General features: G+C 35.2%; 22 protein-coding genes. 1 reads left to right on the top strand and 21 read right to left on the bottom strand.

The features are described 5' to 3' along the window. Positions 1-98: 98 nt before the first annotated feature. The 18 genes from MHI47_RS13920 to MHI47_RS14005 all read right to left on the bottom strand — a co-directional run bounded on the left by MHI47_RS13920 (position 99) and on the right by MHI47_RS14005 (position 18,568). A complete protein-coding gene (locus MHI47_RS13920; RefSeq protein ID WP_340831187.1) occupies positions 99-1,382 on the bottom strand; it encodes a diaminopimelate decarboxylase in 1,284 nt (427 codons plus the stop codon). Beyond that, complete coding sequence (locus tag MHI47_RS13925; protein ID WP_340831189.1) at positions 1,369-2,592, bottom strand: ATP-grasp domain-containing protein; 1,224 nt, start codon at positions 2,590-2,592, stop codon at positions 1,369-1,371. Before MHI47_RS13925 ends, MHI47_RS13920 begins: the two co-directional genes overlap by 14 nt. A gap of 37 nt (positions 2,593-2,629) precedes the next feature. Further along, positions 2,630-3,640 carry a dTDP-glucose 4,6-dehydratase gene (gene rfbB, locus MHI47_RS13930; RefSeq protein ID WP_340831190.1) on the bottom strand — a complete coding sequence of 337 codons (1,011 nt, stop codon included), beginning with the start codon at positions 3,638-3,640 and terminating at the stop codon, positions 2,630-2,632. An 11-nt stretch (positions 3,641-3,651) separates the two neighbouring features. Next, positions 3,652-4,530 carry a glucose-1-phosphate thymidylyltransferase RfbA gene (gene rfbA, locus MHI47_RS13935; protein ID WP_340831192.1) on the bottom strand — a complete coding sequence of 293 codons (879 nt, stop codon included), beginning with the start codon at positions 4,528-4,530 and terminating at the stop codon, positions 3,652-3,654. Continuing rightward, on the bottom strand, positions 4,527-5,714 hold the full coding sequence (locus MHI47_RS13940) for a DegT/DnrJ/EryC1/StrS family aminotransferase (protein ID WP_340831193.1): 1,188 nt from the start codon (positions 5,712-5,714) through the stop codon (positions 4,527-4,529). The genes rfbA and MHI47_RS13940 overlap by 4 nt, the downstream gene beginning before the upstream one ends. 50 nt (positions 5,715-5,764) lie before the next feature. Continuing rightward, positions 5,765-6,457, bottom strand: coding sequence for a CpsD/CapB family tyrosine-protein kinase (locus tag MHI47_RS13945; RefSeq protein ID WP_340831195.1), 693 nt, complete (start codon positions 6,455-6,457; stop codon positions 5,765-5,767). After that, entirely contained in the window at positions 6,450-7,199 is a 750-nt protein-coding gene (locus MHI47_RS13950; RefSeq protein WP_340832065.1) for a YveK family protein, read from the bottom strand. The genes MHI47_RS13945 and MHI47_RS13950 overlap by 8 nt, the downstream gene beginning before the upstream one ends. Positions 7,200-7,241: 42 nt before the next feature. Continuing rightward, positions 7,242-8,000, bottom strand: a complete 759-nt coding sequence (locus MHI47_RS13955) for a tyrosine-protein phosphatase (protein ID WP_340831196.1) — start codon at positions 7,998-8,000, stop codon at positions 7,242-7,244. A gap of 27 nt (positions 8,001-8,027) precedes the next feature. Continuing rightward, positions 8,028-8,672 carry a sugar transferase gene (locus MHI47_RS13960; protein ID WP_340831197.1) on the bottom strand — a complete coding sequence of 215 codons (645 nt, stop codon included), beginning with the start codon at positions 8,670-8,672 and terminating at the stop codon, positions 8,028-8,030. Positions 8,673-9,018: 346 nt separating this feature from the next. After that, positions 9,019-9,741 carry an exonuclease domain-containing protein gene (locus MHI47_RS13965; protein WP_340831198.1) on the bottom strand — a complete coding sequence of 241 codons (723 nt, stop codon included), beginning with the start codon at positions 9,739-9,741 and terminating at the stop codon, positions 9,019-9,021. Further along, positions 9,731-10,705: a DUF294 nucleotidyltransferase-like domain-containing protein gene (locus tag MHI47_RS13970; protein ID WP_340831199.1), complete on the bottom strand. Its 975-nt coding sequence runs from the start codon at positions 10,703-10,705 to the stop codon at positions 9,731-9,733. The genes MHI47_RS13965 and MHI47_RS13970 overlap by 11 nt, the downstream gene beginning before the upstream one ends. 53 nt (positions 10,706-10,758) lie before the next feature. Then, the gene (locus MHI47_RS13975) at positions 10,759-12,027 is read right to left on the bottom strand and encodes an ammonium transporter (RefSeq protein WP_093537724.1); all 1,269 of its coding nucleotides are present in this window, start codon (positions 12,025-12,027) and stop codon (positions 10,759-10,761) included. A 264-nt stretch (positions 12,028-12,291) separates the two neighbouring features. Continuing rightward, complete coding sequence (locus MHI47_RS13980) at positions 12,292-12,768, bottom strand: MgtC/SapB family protein (protein ID WP_093537723.1); 477 nt, start codon at positions 12,766-12,768, stop codon at positions 12,292-12,294. Positions 12,769-12,980: 212 nt separating this feature from the next. Next, complete coding sequence (locus tag MHI47_RS13985; protein ID WP_340831200.1) at positions 12,981-14,324, bottom strand: GH1 family beta-glucosidase; 1,344 nt, start codon at positions 14,322-14,324, stop codon at positions 12,981-12,983. 18 nt (positions 14,325-14,342) lie between these two features. After that, a complete protein-coding gene (locus tag MHI47_RS13990) occupies positions 14,343-15,380 on the bottom strand; it encodes a LacI family DNA-binding transcriptional regulator (RefSeq protein WP_340763110.1) in 1,038 nt (345 codons plus the stop codon). 34 nt (positions 15,381-15,414) lie between these two features. Next, positions 15,415-16,257, bottom strand: a complete 843-nt coding sequence (locus MHI47_RS13995) for a carbohydrate ABC transporter permease (RefSeq protein ID WP_093537720.1) — start codon at positions 16,255-16,257, stop codon at positions 15,415-15,417. After that, a complete protein-coding gene (locus MHI47_RS14000) occupies positions 16,258-17,202 on the bottom strand; it encodes a carbohydrate ABC transporter permease (protein ID WP_093537719.1) in 945 nt (314 codons plus the stop codon). A gap of 76 nt (positions 17,203-17,278) precedes the next feature. Continuing rightward, positions 17,279-18,568 (bottom strand): ABC transporter substrate-binding protein, encoded by a 1,290-nt coding sequence (locus tag MHI47_RS14005; RefSeq protein ID WP_340831201.1) that lies wholly within the window; start codon positions 18,566-18,568, stop codon positions 17,279-17,281. 552 nt (positions 18,569-19,120) lie between these two features. On the opposite strand from MHI47_RS14005, the gene MHI47_RS14010 reads away from it, so the two are divergent. Next, on the top strand, positions 19,121-22,153 hold the full coding sequence (locus tag MHI47_RS14010) for an efflux RND transporter permease subunit (protein ID WP_340831202.1): 3,033 nt from the start codon (positions 19,121-19,123) through the stop codon (positions 22,151-22,153). A gap of 78 nt (positions 22,154-22,231) precedes the next feature. Here the strand turns inward: MHI47_RS14010 and MHI47_RS14015 are convergent, their stop codons facing one another. From MHI47_RS14015 to MHI47_RS14025, 3 genes are all read right to left on the bottom strand, one after another. After that, positions 22,232-22,441 carry a hypothetical protein gene (locus MHI47_RS14015; RefSeq protein WP_093537716.1) on the bottom strand — a complete coding sequence of 70 codons (210 nt, stop codon included), beginning with the start codon at positions 22,439-22,441 and terminating at the stop codon, positions 22,232-22,234. A gap of 391 nt (positions 22,442-22,832) precedes the next feature. After that, positions 22,833-23,510: a DUF3169 family protein gene (locus tag MHI47_RS14020; protein WP_340831203.1), complete on the bottom strand. Its 678-nt coding sequence runs from the start codon at positions 23,508-23,510 to the stop codon at positions 22,833-22,835. Continuing rightward, the gene (locus MHI47_RS14025; protein ID WP_340769830.1) at positions 23,510-23,713 is read right to left on the bottom strand and encodes a helix-turn-helix transcriptional regulator; all 204 of its coding nucleotides are present in this window, start codon (positions 23,711-23,713) and stop codon (positions 23,510-23,512) included. The genes MHI47_RS14020 and MHI47_RS14025 overlap by 1 nt, the downstream gene beginning before the upstream one ends. Between the last annotated feature and the right edge of the window lie 18 nt (positions 23,714-23,731).

A 23,731-nucleotide genomic window follows, 5' to 3' on the forward strand; every position in this document is an offset into this window, starting at 1 on the left:
TGATTAGATTTCGGTGAGAAAACACTCTTGGTTATACCTTTATTTGTAAGAGAAACACTGTTGACTCCCCTCATTCCATAACTGAAAAAAAAGAAAACTTAAAAGACATACACATTACTATTTATAAAATCGTCTAGTTTTTCTTTCTTTCTAACTAACTTATATTGATTCTCTATTTTTGCAATAATTGGTGGCCTCTCTTTAATGAAGGGAGGATTCAGTACTATTGTGTATGCTCCTACATTATTAAAAATTAGGAAGTCTCCAATTTTAGGTATTTCACTTACATAATCAATCAATAAATAATCCTTTTCCATACACGTACAACCAACTACATTGAACTTATCAATTTTGTAAGCTTCTTTGTTGGTTTTCACTAGCTCCATAGGAGTATTTTTCTTAAAAATAGTAGGCTTAATATTATGAGCACTCCCATCAACAAGCACAAAATATTCATTATTATTCACCTTAACATCGACTACTTTGCAAAAGAATTTGAAAGTATCAACTACTAAGGCTAAGCCAGGTTCTAATATTAAATACGGTTCATTTTTAAAATGTACTTTTTCTTTATTTATAATAGAACAGATTGCTGTAGCGTAATCTTCAAAAGACGGAACGTTTTTTAGTTTCATTGTCTCAGGTACATTTCCATAAAACCCTCCACCTATATCAAGATATTCAAGCGTATCAGCCATATACCCTTTTGAAATATCACATAATGTCTGGGTTATCTTCTCATACACTTTTAAACTTCTTATATGAGTAGAACAATGTCCATGGAGACCAACTACAGTTACATTACCTATTTTATTTAACTCATTAAATGCTCTCTCAAAGTTACCATTTTCTACGCAAAAACCGAATCGACTTTGTTTAAACCCATCTTGCAACGGACTCATTCCTTCGATATTGATATCATAGTTAATCCTTAAGCCTACCTTATAGTTTTTGCTATTATTTTTAAGAGCAAATTCTTTCACTATCTCAATCTCATAAAACGAATCCAGGTTTATAATACTTCCTTCTTTTAACGCCAGAGCAATGTCGTCTTGAGACTTTAGTGGACCATTAAATATAATATTCTTTGGACTTACCCCTATTTTGAGCGCTAGGTCATACTCAATTCTGGATACAACTTCAGCGTATCCTCCTAAGTTAGAAATTTCTTTTATTAATGTGGGCAAATAATTAGTCTTATAGGAATATCCAATAATAATATTATTAAATCTGCTCTTAAACGCTGAATACATATTCAAATAATTAGCTCTTAGCTGCTCTAAGTCAAATACGTAAAATGTTTCACCAAACTTGTTTATTAATTGATTAAGATCATCTAAATTGATGTTCTCTTTTTTCATCTTATATTTAGTTTTCTGCATAAATAACCTCATTAGTTTTAATTTGAATATCTATATAGCTTTTCATATTTTTCATTTTTGAATTTAATTCTTCAAAGGAGCTATATTCCAGTAGTAGAATTCCTATTATTTTATCTAATCCATCAAAACCATCGATTTCATCCCCAAGTTTTCTATACATCACTTTTTGAATAATATTATCTTTAATCTCATCTGAAAATATTATTTTATTAAAGGTTCCTTTTTCTAAGGAATGCAAATAATAAGTAGAATAATATTTTGGAGTTATGATATCTTTTACTTCGATCACCAGATTATTTACTGCAGCATCCACTATAACTTTTACTAAATTTACCCCCGTTGCCATTTCTAGTAACTGAGAAACTCTATTTGCACCGTTCCTTGCAGCCATCTCAATAATAAACGGTTTCCCATTTTGATCGAATACCACATCTAAGTTTAAGACACCCATTTTAATATTCAAAAGGTCTATTACTTTTTGTAATTCCTTTCGAACAATTTCTAATTTTTCTTCCTCTATTGATACTGGATAACTATTACCGGTTGGAACGAACGAATTTATCTCAATATCTCTATATCCGTTTATAAAACCACAGTATTCAATCTTACCGTTTAATACTATTAAATCACCACCAATCGTACACTCATGGGCCATGTCAATATACTCTTCCATAATGACCATTTTTTGCTGTGACTTTGATTGAGCATTTTCAAAGGCCTTGTTAAATTCTTCTACAGAGTAAATCCTTGAAACCCCTCTACTACCCGTTGAATCAACAGGCTTTACCATTACAGGGAATTGAAATTCTATTAGAGCATCCTTTGCTTCAATTTTTGAATGGAAGCTTTTCGCTTTCGGACAATTGAAGCCGTTATTCTTCAAAAAATCTCTGAATAGATTCTTATTAGATAAAATTAATACTGATTCATATGGATTTGATGGTAAATTTAATTTATTAGCTACGTAAGCTGCTGTAGCTGTTGCTACTTCTGATGAATAAGCAACAATCCCATCTATATTCTTTTGTCTAGCAAGTTCTAGTACTGCGTCTTTATCTGTGGTACTTACACAATGGTATTCATCACAATAATATTGACCCGGATTATCTATTAAGTAATCACACAAAATAGTGTAATACCCCTGTTCTTTTGCATAATTAATTGCAATCACTTGCTCACTAGATCCTCCAAGTAACAAAACTTTTTTCATTCATACACCCCAGGAATAGTAATATTTTTTATCAGTTTTAATTTGGAATAAGAGAAGTTGCCCATTCCTTATTTTCTGCATACCATTGAATTGTTTTTTCAATACCTTCATCAAAGTTAATTGAAGGAGTCCACCCTAACTCTTTACTGATTTTAGAATTATCGATTGCATATCTCCTATCGTGCCCTAGACGATCCGTTACAAGTTGGATTAAATCCTCACTCTTGTTTAAAAAATTTAGTATCAGTTTTACCGTTTCTATGTTTTCTTTTTCATTATTTCCACCTATGTTATATACTTCGCCAAGCCTTCCATTATGGAGAACAGTGTTGATTGCATTGCAGTGATCCTCTACGTGCAACCAGTCTCTCACCTGCTTACCATCGCCGTATAAAGGTAAAGAAAGGTCATTTAAAGCACGAGAAATAATTAATGGAATTAGCTTCTCGGAATTTTGGTATGGTCCATAATTATTCGAACATCTTGTAGTAACAACTGGTAGCTTATACGTTTCATAATAAGCACGTACCATCATATCTGCGGATGCTTTTGATGCGGAATAGGGGCTATTTGGTGAAAGATTAGTCTCTTCGGTAAAGTAGCCTTCCTTTCCTAATGCACCATATACTTCATCAGTCGAAATATGAATGAATTTAACGTTCTCCTTATATTCATTACAATATTTGTCGGTTTTATTTATCTTCCAATATTGTTTTGCCGCGTTTAACAAAGCTTGAGTTCCTAACACATTGGTTTTTATAAATAATTCAGGATTATCAATACTCTTATCCACATGTGATTCAGCAGCAAAATGGACAACAGCCTGAATATCAAACTGTCGAAAGAGTTTAGTTAATAATTCATGATCACAAATATCCCCTTTTACAAAGTGATATGATTCTCTATCTTCAATATCCTTTAAGTTCAGAAGATTTCCAGCGTATGTTAATGAATCTAGATTAACAATGGTGTAATCGTATCTTGATATCATATGTTTAATGAAATTGGAGCCAATAAATCCAGCCCCACCTGTAACTAAAATATTCATCTTAATCTCCTCTAAGCTCTATTAGAATTTGCAACATCAACCAAATACTTGCCATAATTTGTCTTCATTAACGGTTCTGCAAGTTGGAGTAATTGTTCCTTCGATATATAATTTCTTCGATAAGCTATTTCCTCAATACAAGATACATATAATCCTTGTCGATTTTGAATAGCTTCTACAAAATTTGATGCTTCTAGTAGAGACTCATGGGTTCCTGTGTCCAACCATGCTAAACCCCGTCCCATTATTCTCACTTTCAATTCTCCTAATTGAAGATATTCATTTATAATAGAAGTGATTTCTATTTCTCCACGAGAAGAAGGAATTACCTTTTTCGCAATTTTTATTACTTTGTTATCAAAAAAGTATAATCCTGGTATTGCATAAAAAGATTTAGGTTCAATCGGTTTTTCTTCTATTGAAATAGGTTTTCCTTGTCCATCTACTTCCACAACTCCATATGCTCTTGGATCTTTTACATAACATCCAAATATCAGTGCCCCTTCTGATAAAGCAGAGGCTGACTCCTGTACCGTGTATCCAAAATTAGAACCATAAAAAATATTATCTCCAAGTACTAGTGCTACCGGGGAATCACCTATAAACCCTTCCCCAATAATAAAGGCATCCGCTAAACCAGTGGGATTATCTTGAACTGCATAGGACAAATCCATTCCTATTTTAGTGCCGTCACCTAATAATTCTTGAAATCCTTCTATATCTCTAGGAGTAGAAATAATTAGTACATCCCTTATTCCTGCAAGCATTAAAACGGAAAGAGGATAATAAATCATTGGTTTATCGTAAACTGGTAGCATTTGTTTAGAGATAGCTTTTGTTAGTGGATATAAACGAGTACCGGTTCCACCGGCTAAAATAATTCCTTTCATATGGAATCACGGATCACTTTACAAATCTTCTCCACGGACTCTATTTGTAGTTCACCGTAATATGGCATAGCAAGTACTTGTTTAACCGCTTTTTGTGCAATCGGAAGATTCACTTTTTGAGCAGATTCCAGGTGTTCATACCATTCAAAGTCGCTGCATAAAGGATAGAAATATTTCCGTGTATATACGTTGTACTCTTTTAGTGTCTCGTGTAACCAATCTCTTGATTTACCATACAATTCTTCTTCTATTTGAATCACAAAATACTGGTAACTGCTGTCATCACCTTCTAATTTTGTCAACACGTTAATACCTGGTACATCTTTTAAGTAGTATTCATAGGCTATTTTTATTTCATGTCTTTTTTTCCGTTCGGTTTCCACAAGCTTTAATACTTCAAGTCCCACTACCGCCTGAATTTCGTTTAACTTTGCATTTAGACCAGATAACACAACTTCCTCTGGATTAGCTATCCCAAAATTTTTTAGAAGGCTAAGTTTTTCAACTAAACTAGCATCACTAAAGGTCAGTGCTCCACCTTCGACTGTATTAAAAAGCTTCGTGGCATGAAAGCTGAACATCGTCATATCGCCGTAATAGCCAATAGGTTTATTATTTAAACTAGTCCCAAATGAATGGGCACCATCGTAAATTACTTTTAAGTTATATTTGTTTGCAATTAGTTGAATCTGTTCAACATCACATGGATTTCCAAATGTGTGAACACCAAGGATTGCAGTAGTTTTTTCAGTAATGAGGGATTCAATCTTTGCTCCATCTAGAGTAAGTGTTGTGGAGTCTATGTCAGAAAATATTGGAGTTAAATTATTCCAATCGAGTGCTTGAACTGTTGCAGGAAATGTAAATGGAGTAGTAATCACTTCTCCAGTTAGGTCTAATGCTTTTAAACCTAAGAGTAATGCGGAAGTGCCATTGTTAAATAAAGATAAATTTTCTACATGCAAATATTCTTTTAATGCTTTTTCCAAGTTAATCTGCTGAGGACCATTGTTAGTAAGCCACTTGCTTTCCCATACTTCACTGAGTTTGCTATAAACATCTTGAAGATTTGGAAGAAGTGGCCTAGTGATATATATAGGTTCCTTAAATAATATTTCTATATTAATAGCCCCCTTCATGAATTTTTCATATTTAGAAATACATAACACAGTAACAATTTGCATTGTTAAGTTAATTTATTCTTTCTAATAATGTTGTACTTTCTTACATTCACTTATCCATAATACTGATAATAATAATGATCTTTTCCAATTTTATAATTGTTAAGAATAGTTCCTAATATGTTTGCTTTGGAAGCCTGGAGTACTTCTTTTGCTTTAATAGCATTACCTTTTTCTGTAGAACCTGAGCTAATAACTAGAATAGTACCATCACATTTGTCGGTGAGGACTTGTGCATCTGAAACCGACAATATTGGTGGAGCATCAAATATGATGATATCGTATTTCTCTTTTACTTCTTTTATTAACATATCCAAGGACGGTAAAGCTAAAAGCTCTGCTGGATTGGAGGGTATTGGTCCACTTGTGATGAGATCTAATCCATTTATCCCAGACTCTTTTACTACTTGGTTTAGATTCCAATGACTTGTGAGCAAATTTGTTAAACCTGGGCTGATTGTTTTAAGAAATGTATAATGCATCGTCGGCTTTCTCAAGTCTGCATCGATGAGGAGTACTTTTTTTCCTTCTTGCGCAAATACAATGGCAACATTCGCTGCTATTGTGGACTTTCCTTCTCCTATAGATGAAGAAGTAAATAGAATTGTTTTAATTTCTCTGTTTGGCATGGAAAATTTTATGTTTGTCCGTACCGTACGAAATTGTTCAGAAATAATTGTTTGTGGATTTGAGCTTGTCACAAGTTTTCGAGCTATCGGTTTAACTTTCTTCCTTCTCTTAAACAAGGTTTTTTGCCCTCTTTCTATGGAGTGACTTATGTTCTTTTGTTTTCTTTAGGTATTTATTTGAAATAGGACTGATAAGACCTAATATTGGTAGACCTAGTAACTCTCCAATATCCTGCTCGTTTTTTATTGAAGTATCTAAATACTCCATTAGAAAGGTTATTCCAATTCCAATCATTAAGCCTATGACTGCGGCTATCCCTACATTAAGTATTAGATTTGGCTTTATAGGTAGCGTTTCCTTAGTGAATACTGCAGGTGATAGAATACTAACGTTATCGACATTCATTAAAGCTATAATTTCTTCTTGAAAAACTTTAGCTGTCATATTTGCAATTTCGACGGCCTCTTGTAAATCAGGATCTTCTACTCTAACGTTTACAATCTGTGAATTTTGTTCACTAGACACTATTATTTGTTGATTAAGTAACTCTGGCGTTGTTTTTAGATTCAAGTTATCAATAACTTTGGAAAGAATAACTGGGCTTTTAATAATGACATTATAAGTGTTGATTAATTGAAGATTTGTATTAATATCCTGACTACTAAATTGATTTTGATCGAATTCCTTCTGATTTATGAGAATTTGAGTCGATGCTTGAAATATTGGGGTGAGGTAATAGTAACTAAAAGTACCAGCAATCGTCATAGATAAAACTAAAATTGTAATAATAAGTGCAAAACGTTTCTTTATAATTTTTAAAACTTCTTGTAAGTTAATTGCTTCTTGTTCTATAATGATCCCTCCTTATACCTGTCCATTTAAATTACATCCAATTTGAAGTTATATATAATAATATTTTTTAAAACTAATAGGTAGTAAAGGCTGAATCTCCGTACCATATACGATATGATTTGCGTTTTCACAATAATAACTAGCATGACTTTCGGAGAACTCTCTTTTGACATATTCCAATGCCTCTTTTAATAAGAACGGTCTTTTTAAATAATGGTGAGCATCCGATGAAATAAAGTGCACTAAATTATGTTTGATAAGCTCTTTCGTATACTTTCTTAAACTTCTCCCATTATGACCGAGTAAACTAGACGCTGTAATTTGAACAAGAGCTCCTTTACATATGTATTCGTAAAGTAACTGTTTGTTTTTTCGAAGAACTCTATTTCTTTCTGGGTGTACAATGATCGGGATGTATCCTCTTAGCTGTATTTTGTAGATAACATCTAGAGTATCAGCTGGTATATAAGCATTTGGAAATTCAATCAATAAATACCTACCACTATTTGCGAGCGTGAGAAGATCTTTTTCAAGTTCCATCAGTACATTTGTTGATAAATGAATCTCTTGCCCTGGTAGAATTTTCAATTTTATATTTCTTTGTATCAGCTCTCTATATAAACCTGCAACTGCCGCTTTAACTTCTAAGGTAGAATTACGATATTTTCTATCTAAATGATGAGGGGTTGCGATAACATGCGTAATGCCATTAGCAACAGCATTTTCTGCAAGTAATAGAGCTTCTTCTATAGATTCAGGACCATCATCTAGACCTGGTAAAATGTGATTATGAATGTCTACTAGCAAACCCCTATCCCTCCCTAGATTTTTTATTCACCAAGCTCCTTTTCCCGTAACTACTATAAAAAATGTTTGTATTATAATCTTTAGGTCAAGCAACAGAGAGCAATGCTTGACATAATATAAATCATGTTTTACCTTTTCCCCATGAGTGATTGCGGAACGACCATTCACCTGCGCATAACCTGTGATACCTGGTTTTACCAATAAGCGTTTCTTTTGGCTAGGAGAATAATGATTAGTAATTTCAATGATTTCTGGCCTAGGACCTATTAAACTCATATCACCTTTTAAGACATTCCAAAGCTGCGGAATTTCATCTAAACTATATTTCCTATAAAATTTCCCCGGCTTTGTAATTATTAAGGTTGGTGGTGTTGTAAAAGAAAAGTTTTGTGGCACTTCATCTTTCCATTCATATTGATGAGAACTGGACTCAATATCCTCCGTATGCATTGTTCGAAATTTCCAAATTATAAAGGATCGATTATGTAATCCTGCCCTAGTTTGCTTGTAAAAAACAGGACTACCTGTAAAGATAAATAGAATAATAGTCAAACATATAATAGCAGGAAATAATAAAACGAGTAGCAATGAACTAGCTAACACATCAAATATCCGTTTACCAAATCGTCGATAAAAAAACGGCGTATCCTGCTCAGAAAATGTATGCTCCAAACTTTCCAGGGGCTGGTCTCCTTTTAACAATATTTTAGTAAGTACTTAGCAAAGTATATTCAATATACCTATTAAAAAAGAACTAACTTTCATATTCTTGGACAAGTTATTCTAACCGTATTTCCAATAAATGAGTTAGAACATATTGTTTATCGGACAATATAGACCAAGAATGTTTCAGAAATTTATTTCGGAAACTTTTATTTTATGAAAAAGTATCGACAGCGAAGGATTATTAGATTTAGTGGGAATTTAAACGGGGTAGTTGGAATTTCGCGCAGTTCAGTTTTAAAAAGATATTATTCCCATAAAAAAAGCACGACAGGCTATTTCTCCTGTCGTGCATTTATATTCTTGCAAAATGATCGTATACATCTTGTAATGTGTCGCAGCCTAGCATTTTAACTTTTTCCAGATAGAGGCTCCAAAGCTTGGCGGTCATTTTTGCATCTTCTAATGCATGGTGCCTTCCTATTAATGGAATGGCATTATGTTTACACAAATCTTCTAAAGAACTTAATTGAATATGGGGTTCTACAATTTTATAAAGAAAAGACGTATCCACTATTCTTTGCTTAAAGGGTGTGTGGAATACTCTATTACTGGTGTATTGCAGAAAATTTCTTTCGTGATTCGCATGATGTGCTACAAGTGTACAGTCTTTTGCAAACTTCAGGAATTCAATTAGTACATCCCCAACATGTCTGGCTTCCTTTAATTTTTCGTTTGTAAGCCCTGTTAAATTAACTACCTCCGTAGAGATTTCTTTACCAGTGTTTATAAGCGAGTAAAAAACAGCTTCTTCTTGAATGAAAGAACCACACATTTTTATGGCACCAATGGAGATAATCTCATCGCCTTGTTCGGGTTTAAAGCCAGTCGTTTCAATGTCGAACACGACCACATCCAGCTCATCTAACGGAACTTTTAGAGTATCTTCTTTCTTCTTTTCTTTTTGCAGATTTCTTAGAAAGGCCATTTGTTGCGCGTTCTGAACATCCCCTATACCGACATTTGACCGTTTTCCTTGTATACCTCTTAGTATTTGCATGAATGGTTCAAATGCCATTGTGGCCACCTTTTTTCATCATCGCAATTACTTCGCGATGTAATTTAATACCACCTTTAATAATCCGTTTAATATCTTTCTGTTCGGTCTTGTTTAGTTCTTCAATGTGTAGATAATGTGTGTCCGAATAGCTATCTACTTGAGATAAGGTCAGACGATAGGTTAATAAATCCACAAAATTCCTATCACTATATTTTAGTAAGCTCCTATATTTTTGCATCTTAATTAGTTTATTCAGGCGAGCTAAAGTGGAAGTTTCCATTACCCCTTCTTTTATTGATAAAAGTCGAATGGCATTTACATATGGTAAGAATCCCGAGTATTTTAAGTTTACACATCCGTGATATAATCCATGCCTTTCCACTAATAGCTGGCCAACTGGACCAATTACATTTTTAACATGTTCTACGTTAGCAGAAAATCGACTTAGTAAAATAGGATGTTGTAGTTGGTATTCATAAATGAATGACTTTAATTGATGCAAGAATTCCCCCTTGCCATGCAGTACCCTAGCATCATAAAAAATTTGAAGGTAACGAATAGTTTCCCAACTTTCATCTTTCACCCATTCTTGGAGCTGTACACGCCAATTATCAAATGACTTGCACCACATAGGATTGGAGCTCATCACTTTACCTTCACAGTATGGATAACCTACTTCATAGAGACCTTTCGAAATTTCTGCTCCAAACACCTGAAAATACAGATCATTTACAGCATTAGACTTTTCATAAATAACCCCATGATCCTGATCACTGATTAACCCTTGTTCTAATCGTCCTCCACTACCAGTTATAAACCAAGAAAAATCACATGGAGCTGAACCAATTTCCATTTTCTTAGATGCTACTTCCAATACTTTGAGCATCACCCGATCATGAAAATCATTGAGAGAAACGATATCATCTAGGAAGTTTGTAATATTTAGTTCCTTCCATTCTCGAATAGATTCATACGTTTCCACAAGTTCACGCCCTTTTATATAAAAAGTCCCTAAATAATAGAGGCTTTTTCAATTTAATTTAGTGATTTAGATTCTTCTAAAATCATTTGTTCTGGATAACCATAGTTGCCATGTTCGCTCATATCTAGGCCCATTAGTTCCTCTTCTTCTGTTACACGAATACCACCCATGACTTTTTTCATTATAAAGAGAATAGCATAGGAAACTACGAATGCAAATAACCCACAAGACACCACACCCATAAGCTGAACTCCTAATTGATCGAAACCACCGCCGTAAAATAATCCAGGTTTACCAACAGAGGCAAGCTCTGGTGTTGCAAAGAAACCAGTAGATAATGTGCCCCATACCCCTGCAGCTCCATGAACAGATAATGCGTAAATTGGATCATCCACTTTTCGCTTCTCAAAAAATCTAGCGCTATAGAATACTAATACTCCTGCGATTAAACCAATGACTACAGACGCCCAAACATCTACGAATGCACAAGAAGCTGTAATAGCGACCAATCCTGCTAAAGCACCGTTTAAAATGGTAGGAATATCTGATTTACCTAGTACTACCCATGATATTAAAGTGGCAGCCACCGCGCCTGCTCCAGCAGCCAGTGTTGTATTTAATGCAACATATCCAAAGAATGCAGCATCTACAGAAATAGTACTTCCAGCATTAAATCCAAACCAACCAACCCAAAGTATTAGTACTCCTAGTGCAGTATAAACTTGGTTATGTCCTGCAAGATTGTTTGCCGAACCGTCTTTATTGAACTTCCCAATTCTCGGTTTTAGAATCATTGTTGCTGCAAGGGCAGCCATTGCACCAGTTAAATGAACTACAGTGGAGCCGGCAAAATCCTGCTTACCATGTTCAGCCAACCATCCTCCACCCCATACCCAGTGAGCAATTACAGGATAAACGATTATTCCAAAAAGAATGGTGAAAATTACATATGCGGATAATTTTGCACGTTCTGCAAATCCACCTAATGCAATCGTTACCGCGATACCAGCAAATGCTAACTGGAAAACAAAGAATACTGTTGTGGCAAGACCAGCTCCTTCTATAATTTCTCCACTATAGAAAAAGTCTGTCATACCTACGAAGAAGTTCGCATCGCCTCCAAAGATAAATCCGTAACCTACTGCCCAGAACACCATTGATGCTAAACCAAATGTAAATATTGTTTTACCTGCAACGTGACCTGCATTTTTCATTCTCGTCGAACCAGCTTCCAATAATATGAATCCACCAATCATAAATATAACTAAAATTGCAGCAATCATGGTCCATACGCTGTTCATCAAATACATTACATCTTCCATTTTCATCTCTCCTTTTCTAATGTCAGCTTAACTATCTTATGATGTAAGAAAAGCTAACATAACTTATAATATTCATTTTATTCGTTTTTGATTAGATGTCAACACAATTTTCTGAATATATTTTATTTTCTATTTATCATCACTTTAAAACCTTTGAAATTCCTGCTTTTCTTCTCAAATATTTCTATTCAAATAAAAAAACTATCATCACTGTTTTTAACAGTGATGACAGTTTACCTATCATATACCTATTTTTCGTTACATTTATTCGCCGTCACTATCTTCTTCTTCTTTCCCTCGAGAAGGGAGTATACCTAGTTTCACCGCCAACTTTGGAAGATTCATTGCGATGAACATTAAAATAACTGTTATGATCGCTAAATCATATGCACCATAACCAATAGTTAATCCTACACAAGCAGTAATCCAAAGGTTAGCCGCAGTAGTTAGACCCCGCTTTACATTATCCTTATCTACCCATATGACACCTGCTCCAAGAAACCCAATGCCACTAATAACTTGTGCGGCTAAACGCATCGGATCCATATATGCTCCTTGGTTTAGAGAAGACAACGCCATTGCTAGAGTGGATCCTAGGCAAACTAGAATATGCGTCCGGATTCCTGCTGGTTTATTTTTTATCGCTCTCTCTAAGCCTATAAAGAAGCCTATAAAAGTGGCTACACCCAAACGAATGTATAGGTCATAATGCGAATTGAACAAAGTAGTAATAAACTCCATAATGCAAATCCTCCTAATAATACTGTTCCGATAACATTCTATAAAACTTTCTAAAATCCTTTAAACGTAATATTATCACATATTGATTAAGTAATTGAAACAATTCATCCAATTGATCAAATACTGAATATGAAAATGCAACACCTATTAAAAGATCAGCATCAAAAAAGAAGCGAACACTAAGTAGCTTAGCGCTCACCTCTCTATTTAGATTACAATGTAAATTCACCGTTCTGAATCGTTTCACCGAACCAGTGGTAACTATCTTTTTTGGTTCTTTCTAAAGTTTCATAATTCACATGCACAATGCCAAAGCGCATACTATACCCTAAAGCCCATTCAAAGTTATCCATTAGCGACCAATATAAGAATCCTTTTACATTTACACCAGAATCCATACTTCGCTTCAATGCCGTTAAATGAGTCTTTAAGTAGTCAATTCGTTTATGATCGGCGACTTCCCCGTTTTCAGGCTCCTCATTGTAACATGCGCCATTTTCGGTAATATATATCGGAACATTGCCGTAAAGGTCTTTGATTTTGACCAGAACTTTATAAAAACCCTCCGGATAGATAAACCAGTCTATATCTGTTTTGTCATATCCCATATCTATATTTTCTAAATCAAATAACCCTTCATTCTCTTTATAACGCCCTACATTACCCGTGTAATAGTTTATCCCTAGAAAATCGATTGGTTGTGAAATAATTTCGAGATCGCCATCTAAAATGGTAGGAGTAGCTCCTTTTTCTTTAAACCAATCCACCATGAAGGAAGGATAGCTTCCTTTAAATACAGGATCAAAAAACCACTCTAAATTCCAAGCGTTACCTCGATTGCACGCTTCAATATCTTGTTGTTTCGTGCTATATGGTTCAAACCAAGTAACATTTGGAGCATAACCAATTTCACCTTCTATATTGCTGTCTCTAAATTGTTTCACCGCACGGCCATGAGCAACCAATAAATGATGCGCTATATCCGTCGCTAGTTGGAGGTTCTGATTCCCTGGTGCATGCTCTCCAATATAGTTCGACAGGAACGAGGAACACCAAGGTTCGTTAACCGTAATCCATTTTTTTATCTTGCCATCAAATTCCTTAAACATGAAATCGGCATATTGAACGAAAGCTTCGATTGTTTCGCGGTTATCCCAACCACCCTTGTCCTGTAAGGCTTGTGGTAGATCCCAATGATACAAAGTACACATTGGTTCAATGCCTTTTTCTAACAACGAGTCTACTAATTTATGGTAATAGTCGACTCCTTTTTGGTTAACTTCTCCCGTACCATTAGGGAAAATCCTTGACCAAGCAACAGAAAAGCGATACACATCTGCTCCCAAATCATGTAGTAGCTCTACGTCCTCTTCATACCGGTGGTAACTATCGCACGCTACGTCTCCTGTGTCTCCATTATGTACCTTCCCCGGAGTTTTAGAAAAGGTATCCCATATCGACACCCCTCTACCATCTTCGTTTGTTGCACCTTCAATTTGATAAGAAGCTGTTGCTGCTCCCCATTTAAAGTCTTTTGGAAACTGTATAATTGCCATTTATTGCCCACCCTTCATTTATCGTTTTTTCGTTACTTCTTCTACGGTACCCGAAGAATTCCTGATTACTAGTTCTGGATCTACGAGTGACGGCCTTAAACCTGTTACTCCATTTATCAAATCGTTTAACTTTATCGCTGCCAATCTACCAATTTTCTGTTTATCCTGCTTAATAGTAGTAAGAGCAGGCTCCATATAACGACAAGCCTCTACATCATCACAACCTAGCACTTGAATATCCTGAGGAATTCGAAGTCCATAGTCTTTAATCGCTCTCATTGCACCTAGAGCCATCATATCGGATGCGGCAATAATTGCTTTTGGCAAAGATTCACCTTGAAGTATTATTTCCATTGCTTCGTATCCACTAGATTCAAAAAAGTTTCCGTGTTTAATCCATTGTGGTTGCGCTGTCATCCCAAATTGACTCATTGTCTGTAAAAATCCTTCTAATCGCTGATTCGATATATCAGAGCTGTCCTTCCCTGCAATATAACCAACATCTCTAATAGAGTTCAAATATAAGTATTCCACTGCAAGCTGTGATACTTTAAAGTTATCTGTCATGACGTAACTAGAATTTTCCCCAGTCAACTCAAGGTCTATCCCTAGACAAGGTATATCACTTTTATCTAACTCTGAAACGGCTTCCTCTACTTCTTCCCCCGCAATTATCAAACAGCCATCTAAACGATAATGCCGCGACCTTGCAAGATAATCTACACTGTCCTTATCGAACATTTCATTGGAAAAAATGATAATATCATAGCCCATCGCACCAAGTGTTTTTTGAAAAGATGAAATTACCTCATTGAAAAAAGGATGGTTAAACTCTACATTTATCTTCCCTGCATAGATCAGTCCGATCAGGCTGGATTTTTTCGTTGCAAGTGATCGTGCAGAAAAAGTAGGTTGATAGCCAGTTTTATCAATAACCTCTAATACTTTACGCTTTGTTAGTTCACTTACACCATCGTAGTTGTTAATCACTTTAGAGACGGTACCCCTAGAGACACCCGACATCTGAGCAATATCACGTATAGTTAAAGTCGTCATTTTACATCCCTCATATTCCATGTGCTGACCGCAATTATTTAACCGATCCCTCGGCAATACTAGATATAAATAGTTTATTGAATAACAAGAACACTATTAAAAGTGGTATTGTAGCCCAAAATACGCCAGATAACAACATACCGAAATCTACTTTAAATTGAGTGTTTAATGATGCTAAAGCAACTTGAATTGTATAGGATTCAGGGTCTCGAAGCACCGTAAACTGCCATAAGAACTCTCCCCAAACCGAGGTGAACACAATAATTCCAAGTGTTGCAAAAGCAGGTAAAATGATAGGTAATACAATACTACGGTATATTCTGAAAATCGAACAACCATCTAATCTTGCTGCTTCGATCAATTCATCTGGTACCGATTCGCTGACATATTGTCTCATTAGAAATATCCCTAATGGATTTAGGAAAAATAATACCATCGCTGCAAATAAATTATCCAATAATCCTGCTTTGGCCACTAACAAATACTGTGGTATTAATCCAAGTTGCGGCGGAATGATGATAGTGAACAATATAGCGAAGAATAGAATATTTTTCCCCGGAAATTTCAGCTTAGAAAATGCAAAACCAGCTAGTGAACTTATCAGTAACACGACAATCGTTACCGTAAGACAAACGATTAATGTATTGAACATCGACTGGAAAAATGGAATCATATCTAATACTTTTTGGAAATTTTCCTTTAACTGATCACCTGGAACCATTGCTGGAGGTATCGAATTATATGCAGAGCTATGTCTCGTTGACATAACAAACATCCAGTAAAAAGGGAATAACGAAAAGAGCGATATTACCGTTAAAAACAAGTACATTCCTATACGCCCAATGCCCCACTTTTTAGTACCAACATCACCTTTCATCTATGTTTCCCTCCTATCCCTTCCAAGCCTTTTTGTCAGTAACATATTAATTGCAGATGCAACTACGATGAATAACAACAGAACAATAGCAGCTGCAGATGCTGTCCCGAAGGAAGATAACTTAAAGGCATCTCTATATAAATACATAACAACTGTCATTGCTTCATCCCTTGAAAATGCTGTGTTACCTAAAAACACTGTTGGCTCCGTAAACAATTGCATCGCTCCAACTGTCGAAAAGAAGACAGTCAATATTATAAATGGTTTTAATAACGGAATCGTAATATATCGAAGTTGTTGGAAGATGCTAGCGCCGTCTATTTTAGATGCTTCATACAACTCGTTCGGAATACTTTGCATCCCTGCTAAGTAAATAATGGTGTTGTATCCAAGCCAGCGCCAAAATACCATCGTAGAAATTGCAATTTTCGCACCCCATTCAGAGGTCTTCCAGCTCACTGGATCAAAACCAAATAATCCAATAATATAATTCACTAACGCTGTTTCATTATTACTAAAAAACACACTAAATACTAAAGCAACTGCTACCATAGAAGTGATATATGGCATGAATATTGTGACCCTGAAAAAGGCTTTAAATCGTAAATAAGATAGGTTCAATAAAAATGCTAGTATCAATCCAATTACGAGCTGAGGAGCAGTGCCCATCAGTCCAAGGATGACAGTATTATATACAGATTTCCAAAATAGCGGGTCACTTAGTATTACTTGAAAGTTATTTAACCCGACAAACTCCATTTCCCCCATACCGTTCCATTTCTGAAAAGCGAGGATTAAACTAAATATTGCCGGATATAGACCAATAATCGCAAATATGATAAAGAATGGGGATATATATAAATACCCTGAAAGCATCTCTTTCATATCTTGGGATGAAAAACCTTTCCTTCGTTTTTTTTGCTGTTTTTCATCTAAAGAAACCATACACTCGTCCCCCTACCTACATACAGAGTATATTCGGCGGTTATACCCGCCGAATATGTTATACACTTTTCTGAACTTAGCGATCTAGTTTAGTTGTAATACGTTTGATAGCTTCCGTCCATTCTTTCTCTGGATCAGCACCAGCCTGTGAGTTAACTAAAGCAGCAAGGATTTCATCGTGAACGCTTGTATAATCCTTACCTTTATATACTTTTCCAATCTTTTGTGCAGATTGAGCAAATACTGTTTGTGTGGACTGTCCACCAAAATACTCATCACTTGCTTCTTTAAATTCAGCCATATCATATACAGCAGGAGCAGAAGGGAAAAGACCATTGTTCTTGAATGATTTCAATTGATTTTCAGGTGAAACTAGCCATTTTACAAATTCATATGCTTCTTCTGCATGCTTTGTTTCTTTAGGAATTGAAATGTAAGAACCACCCCAGTTTCCACTGTACTCCGTCGGTAATGTAGCAATACTAAATTTTCCAGCAGCATCAGGCGCATTTGATTCCATCCACCCTTTGAACCAAGCAGCTCCTAATTCAACAGCAAAGTCGCCATTATCCACACCATTTGCCCATTCAGCGGACCACATTGCATAATTTCCGACTAAACCAAGCTCATTCATATCGATCGCTAAGTCATATGCTTCTTTAACGCCATTGCCGCTTTCATCTATCATTAAATTTCCTTCTGCGTCAAAATAACTTTCCTCTAACGCATCTAGTTGCGCACGGTACATCATTTCCATACTAGCAACCATTGGTTTACCAGTTTTTTCTTTAATTTTTATAGCAGCATCCTTAAAATCTTTTGGAGTTGCGATTAAAGCAGAAACTTCTTCTGGATCTGTAGGTAATCCTGCTTCTTCGAATATATCTAATCTGTAGTAAAGGCCTTTTGGACCAATATCCGTTGGAAGACCCATTAAGAACTCTCCGTTATCATTTTCAGCAATTTCCCATTTCCAGTCCAAATACTCTCCTTTAATATCCTTCGCACCCATATCGTATAAATTCACAAAACGATCTTGCGCATCACGGAAACGATCCAATTGGTCAAGCTCAAGTGCTGCTATATCTGGTGCCCCACTACCAGCAGATAGAGCTGTAAATAAGTTATTATGATGATCAGCAGTTTCTGATGTTTTTATTTTAATTTTGATATTTTCATTTTGTTTTTCATATTCTTTTACAAGTTCTTCATAACCAGTAGCACCGAACATCCAAAAGTTAAGTGTAACTTGTTCCTTGCCATCTGCTTTTTTACCTGAATCATCAGTTGATGAATCGGAACATGCTGCAACGAATAACACAAACAATATGGATAATGAAGCGATTAGTAGTTTTTTTAGTTTCATTATGATTTCCCCCTGAATTTTAATAGTTTACTAGTATTCATACAATAAAACCCCTTTACTCCAAACCGCCCTCCCATCTTATATTTAATCCCATCAAGCTCCGCATCTTCGTTGTCATTACAATCATCTTATTTATAGAAACCGGTTTCCATAAAGGTTAAAAAAATAGGAAATAAACCAAATTTCTATATATAAAAGCGCTTTCAATTTCCATTATAATCTAATTTAAAATAAAATCAATTAGTTTTTTGAAAATTCTTATAAACCGGTTTCCATATCATTTATTCTATGTATGGAAGTTTTCAAACATACCTTCTTTTTATCCTTTCTTTAAAGTAACTTACTTAGGTTTTACTACAGCTCAAGCCCTAGACTAATTTCTATCCAAAGTTCAATGCATAATCCTACCCTCTTTTATACAATTAACTGGTAACCAAACCATTCTTAGGAAGGAGAACATTTGGTAAATCAGTATAAATTGTCTTAAAGCCTTAGATTTTAGCATTTTTCTATTTTGATTCACAGGCAATTAACCTAGGAGGAAACTTTACTATGTCATTATTTACAAAATGGGCTTTCGGGAACAAAGCGGCAGTGGCAGTACTAACTGTATTAATACTAGTTATAGGGGTTGTAAGTTATTTTAGACTGCCTATGGAATTTCTACCAACAGCGGATAATCCTCAAGTAACTATTATTTCCATGAGCCAAGGAATTGACTCTAAAACGATGGAGTCTGAGGTGACCCTCCCAATTGAGAGATCAGTTACAGGATTGAATGGCAAAACGTCTGTCTTTTCAACAACAGGCGATGGATTTTCAAAAGTAGATCTGTTTTTCGAGGCAGGATATGATATGAAACAGGCAAAGTTAGATGTTCAAGATGCTTTAAATGGAATATTCTTGCCTCCCTATATATCTAAGCCAATTATTTCACAGCTTAACACTTCGATGATTCCAATTGTTAATATTGCCGTTACCTTTGAAAAGGGTTTAACTGAAGAAAATAAGGAGTTTGCACGAAACAAACTACAGTCCATGTATCAAGAGATAAAAGGGGTCTCTAACGTAGATGTATATGGGATAACCAATTCCGTCATTTCTGTTGTCATTGATGATGAAAAACTATCCGAAAATCAAATTCCACTTCAGTCCATTGTAGGGATTCTTCAAGGTCAAAATATTTCTGTCACAATCGGCGAAAAAATAATAGACGGTAAAACAAGCAATATTAAAGTAATCGGAGATCTTACAAGTCTAGATGAATTAAAAGCTCTTCCGATTACACCTGAAATAGCTTTGGGAGATATCTCTACTATTGAGGAAACGAATGATTCAAACTTCGTTAGTCGATTTAATGGGATGGATAGCTTAGATATTAGTATTACAAAAGATAGTCAATCCAACGCGGTTACGATTAGCAAGGAGATTGAAAAAGTAACAAAAGAAATAAATGAAAAGTTTGAGCAACAGGAATCTATCATTTATATTTCTTCCTCCGACTTGGTAGAGAATTCTGTTCACACGATGATAAAAGAGGTACTTCTTGGTGCACTTTTTGCAACGATTATAATCATGCTCTTTTTACGAAATATACGCTCTACATTTATTACAATAGTATCGATTCCATTGTCTCTTTGCTTTACATTATTCTTACTATCATGGTCCGGTGTAACATTAAACATCTTAACTCTAGGTGGCGTCGCTGTTGCAGTGGGTCGACTTGTAGATGATAGTATTGTAGTCATTGAAAATATTTTCCGCAAAATGCAATCAGAGAAATTCTCTATACAAATGATTATTGATGCAACTAAGCAAGTAGGAGTCGCAATAACTGCTTCCACATTAACAACAGTAGCGGTTTTCCTGCCAATGAGTTTGTTAAATGGTGTACTTCAAGAATTCCTTTTACCATTTGCTTTAACCGTAACCTATTCATTACTCGCCTCTTTAATCGTTGCATTGACAGTTGTCCCTCTGATGAGTGCGGGATTATTGAAGAACGCTAAGATTCCTGAGCATAAGCCCGCAGTCCGTTTCCCTAAATTGGTTACTTGGTCTTTAAACCATAAATGGATCGTGTTTTCGGTTTCTCTCCTTCTCTTCGTTGGGTCTATTGGAGCTTACTTCGCCATTCCTAAAGGGGCTGTGGATAGTTCTTCTGCTGACTATGTAATCGTCACACTGGCTTACCCAATTGATACACCAATGGAAACAGTGAAGGAAAAAACCTTTGAACTGGAATCCTCTATTCTTGCAAAGGAAGAGGTTCAACACATATTTACTCAAATTGGTTCTCCTCCTGAAGCAGCTCATTATGGGTGGGTCGGTTCTTCCACAGAAGCAACTTTCAGCATCTTTCTAGAGGATAAAAAGAACACTGACTTTCTAGTGAAAGAAATGGAAATTCAAAAAAAACAATATTCAGATGCAAAGTTTGAAGTAAGCACTGCTTCATTTATGATGGGTGGAGCTAGTCCAAATATAACAATTGATATTATCGGAGAAAGTATACTTGAATTAGAGAAGGTAGCAACCGAAATTATAGAGAAGGTAGATAGATTAGAGGGTGTAGAGGAAGTTACGACTAACCAAGATGAAAAGAAAACTGTTCACTCCCTAATAGTTGATCCTTCTAAAGGCAATACAGAACAAATTGCATCCCAGTTAGCAGTACTATTAAACAAAACACCGATAGGAACAGTTAGTATAAATGACAAGCAAAAATCTGTAATTCTGGAACCTCTTCTGGATACCGTAACACCCGATGAGCTAAAAGATATTCCTGTTATGACCCATGAAGGAATAGCCCCAGTCTCTTCCGTTGCGACTTTACAAAGTGAGGAACGCTCTACCAACCAGATTCATAAAGACGGGGATGCCTACCTTCGAGTAACCGCATCTGTTGATCCTTCCAAGCTTTCCGAAATTGCAACAGCAGTTAATTTAGCAATATTCGGAGACCAGGACAATACAGGTATGGATATCCCTGAAAATGTTGAGGTATTAATAGGTGGTTCAAGTAGTCAACAAGCGGAAGATTTTACAGATTTATTCCTAATCATGCTTGTTTCCATAGGGATTGTGTTCCTAATAATGGTCATTACTTTCAAGTCTATCAAAGCTCCTATTGCCATTCTTTGCTCACTACCTTTAGCTGCAATAGGCGCTATTTTAGGAATTCTTATCAGTCGTATTTCCTTAGATATTACTGCCCTTCTTGGTGCGTTAATGCTTATAGGTATCGTTGTAACCAATGCGATCGTACTGTTAGATCGCGTGAAACAAAACGAGCAGAAAATGATTATACGGGATGCGCTTGTAGAGGCAGCCGCTACGAGAATGAGACCAATCTTCATGACAGCCATTGCAACCATTTGTGCAATGCTTCCTCTATTACTGAAAAAAGCTGAAACGGGAAGCCTAGTATCACAAAGTCTTGCTATTGTTGTTATTGGTGGGTTGGCTATGGCTACCCTGCTTACATTAATAGTAATACCATGTATATATGAATTATTATATTTTAGAAAGTCTAGAAAACAACGCGTTAAACAGATGGCCAATGAGGACACCTCTGTAGAATAAAGTTATTATAACGAAAATAAACAGATCATAGCAACCAGCTATGATCTGTTTATCTGTTATTATAAAATCCTCATTATCTTATCGCGAAGGTCTAGCTTCTTGACAATTAGAGCATTTTTTTTGATTACTCGCTTTAAACTTTGTAAATGTTTTTTCAAAGTTCGTTCCACATGAACATTTGAATAGTAGTTTTTGTGAGTAACCTACGTATTCTTTTGAAAGTAATGTACTTTCTGAATTTTTACTAACATAATTTCTTATTTCATCTATCGTCCATTTTTTATTCATATTGACACCTCCGATTGCGATATTATTTAAGTATAAGAAGAAGCATCGTCAACCTTCTGTTCAACAAGATTCATGAATCCTAAATCTACCTCAATGAGTTATTATACCATCACTTATAGGCTCCTTGTACAACATTTCAATAAAATGTTGTTTTTAATATACTTATGTGCTATACTAATCTTCTAGTAAGAAATAAGTTTGACATCGATACTATCGATTATTATTTTAGTCGACATTAATGGGTGCCAAACCCGCAGGAGTTCTTTAGGAACAAAGAATTCTTTAGTAAAAAAGCATTATCTCCTTGGAGGTAGTGCTTTTTTTATTGCCTAGCTGTAATTCTTTTGAAGGAATTATAAACTTTTTTCCTAAAGGGAATTAAACATTAAAATCATTTATTTCGAATGGAAAAACAATACTTCCCATTTACAATGATTAATACTAAACTCATTATAATAATAGAGAATAGTTGAGATTGATCTGTCGAAATGGAATAGAAAGTAGATAGCACAATACCAATGAGTAGACCAACATTCAGTAAATTATAGGATTTATAAAACCCAATTAACATAACATGTTTTTCACCTTCATCCGAAATTTCTAACAGTTTTTCTGCATACTTGGAATCAGATAATTTGGGGATATTTCGTTCTGGGTATACTAATTGGATTAAGTTGGTCATGAATATTGTGAACAAATAACTTACAATCATAGTAGCGATGGCAATGATTGTTAAAACTATACTCTGTAATGTAATTATTGTTGTACACATGACCAACAGGGAAAGTACTATACTAGACTGCACTAGAAATGAGTAATCTGCAAATTTTTTATAGATCAATAAATCTACTTCATCTTCTTCATCCCATTTAGCATCCGTGTTATACAATTTTTTTACTTCCCAATATAATTTTAAGCTAACACCTAACAATATAATAATGATACCGATTAAAGTTATCACTATAGTTTCGGCATACTCCATAAGATCTATGGTGACATTATTTAGTATAAGTATAGCGACAACAACCCCTGTTACTGCACAAAGCAGTACTTGTATCACTGTTTTCATTATAATTCATCCTCCTCGATTAGAAATATACTTTCCACTGGTTCATTGAACACACGTGCAAGTCGAGCAGCAATTAATAAAGATGGTATTAGTTCTTCTCGTTCTATTAAACTAATTGTTTGTCTGGAAACTTTAGTAAGCTTTGCAAGTTGTGTTTGGTTCAACCCATCACGTGCCCTTAGTTCCCTCATTCGAGTTTTCATAAGGAATCCCCTTTCTTC

The organism is Psychrobacillus sp. FSL H8-0487 (assembly GCF_038008385.1).
Classification (GTDB): domain Bacteria; phylum Bacillota; class Bacilli; order Bacillales_A; family Planococcaceae; genus Psychrobacillus; species Psychrobacillus psychrotolerans.